The sequence below is a fragment of the Heyndrickxia coagulans DSM 1 = ATCC 7050 genome (assembly GCF_000290615.1).
GTDB lineage: Bacteria > Bacillota > Bacilli > Bacillales > Bacillaceae_C > Weizmannia > Weizmannia coagulans.
Genome location: NZ_ALAS01000150.1, coordinates 1 through 1987 on the forward strand (window position 1 = coordinate 1; position 1987 = coordinate 1987).

Below are 1987 nucleotides of genomic sequence, written 5' to 3' on the forward strand. Positions count from 1 at the left end.
TTTATCGAATAGTCGGACACCACTATATCCTTACTCTTGGGAAATCTACCTATTAACGGCGTTTGTTATATTTTCGTCACGGATTCAGGTAACAACCGAAGCATAGTTGACTATAACAACTTGAATAAAACGATGGAAAATCTAAAGGAAATTACTTATGAATATTTTTGTGATTTTTTAAAAAATTCTTTGAGCAACCTTTTTCTTATTACGGACTACTAAATGAAAAGTGAGGAGAAATACTATGCGTCAAGTACTAGCATTTTATCTTCTGTACTTAAAGATGTTACTAGCAGAGAAAATAGCTCTTATTTGGTCTGTTATCTTTCCAGTAGTAATAGCTCTTGTATTTCAAAGAGGTTTTTTAAACGATGCTACAGACGAAAAAGAAATAGTTCAGTATATTTCCTTTTTTTGGGTATTCATTATTATATCAACTTACATAAACGGTATAGGACTTCAAATAGCTAGAATTAGAGAATATGGTTTATTAAAGACTTATGTAATGATTACAGGCAATAGATATACTTTTCTAACTGCGATCCTTTTAACACAAATTAGTTTCGGGGCAATTAGTTTGCTTCTATTTACAAGTATAGTTTCCATTTATTACAGAGCCTTTTCTTTTAATTTGTTATTATCTTCTTTAATAGTATTACTAGTGAGTTTCCCGTTAGCTATTGCAAGTGTCTCAATCGCCGCTATTCCAATTAAGTTTAATAATTTATCTACAATTATGAATATATTAGTTTATCCTCTTTTTTTTCTCTCATTAAATAGCAGAAGTAGTAATCTATTAAACTATGTAAATCCGTATTATATCATTCATGAAATTACGGAAATAGTCATTAATCTGCTAATGGGCATAGATTATACGTATAATTTTTATCTGTTACTTTTATCGATTCTTCTATACCTTGTAGTTGGACTTTTTATTATTAAACGATTTAATCTTTTATCGTTAACATCTCGTTAGGGGGAAAATTAATTGCATGTTTTTAACTTGAAATATAAGTATAAAAAAGCAAAAGATTATGTGTTGAATGGTGTTACTTTCACGTTAAATACTAAAAAGCTTAATGTTATCGTTGGACTTAATGGTGCTGGAAAAACAACTTTATTTGATTGTTTAACTGGGAACTTAACTCCGGAAACAGGCGAAATATCACTACCTGATAAAAAGGAAATGCTTTATCTAACTCAAAATATATTTTTCTCACCCGAAATTAAAGGAAAAGACTTTGCAAAGTTTGTAGCTAGATTATCTGGAAAAAAAGGAAGTAACCAAATTGATGACTACTTGGACTTTTTGGATAGTAGGGAAAGAGAATTAATGGCACACCTGTGGTCTATGAAAATTGGTAAGATGTCTGTTGGTGAAAGAAAGTGGCTTTTCATAGCCCTTCTCAGTAGTATTGAGAGAAAATTATATATCTTTGATGAACCGACAAGTGGTGTTGACCCTTCATCAAGATTAAAAATTATGAATAAATTTAAGAAATTAATTGAAAATCAGCGTATCTGCATAATCTCTACACATCAACTTCAAGACTTATCTTATATTGACTCGCATTTAATTTTGCTACACAAAGGTAAGGTCCTTTATGAAGGCGATTTTCAAGACTGGTTAAAATTATTTAACACAATTAACCCTGATGAGGCATTCGCAAGAATGATCGAACAGGGATAAATTTCACCATCCTTTCATTAGCCCTCTAATGAATTTAGACACTCGATAAGGTTGTTGTTTTTTATAATCGTAGTGATCAATGAAGGGGGGGGCTTTTGATATATGAAACGGAGAAAACATTCCCATGAATTTTATTAACTACAAGTGGTGAAATAAGCATTAGAAGTTGTGAATAAAGCACTTGTGGCTAGATGATATGAAATTAGTTGTTTAGTGCAAAATGAAAGTACAGAGTTCTGCAACAAAAAAGTGCAGAGCTTCATGGCATAAAAAAAGGCTTGCCAGCTCCTAAAATTC

2 protein-coding genes are annotated in these 1987 nt (G+C 31.1%); both read left to right on the forward strand.

Annotated features, from left to right (window positions below; genetic code table 11):
* Positions 1-244: 244 nt before the first annotated feature.
* On the forward strand, positions 245-976 hold the full coding sequence (locus IC21_RS07870; protein WP_029143144.1) for an ABC transporter permease: 732 nt from the start codon (positions 245-247) through the stop codon (positions 974-976).
* 12 nt (positions 977-988) lie between these two features.
* Positions 989-1690 (forward strand): ATP-binding cassette domain-containing protein, encoded by a 702-nt coding sequence (locus tag IC21_RS07875; protein WP_029143145.1) that lies wholly within the window; start codon positions 989-991, stop codon positions 1688-1690.
* The last annotated feature ends 297 nt before the right edge of the window (positions 1691-1987 follow it).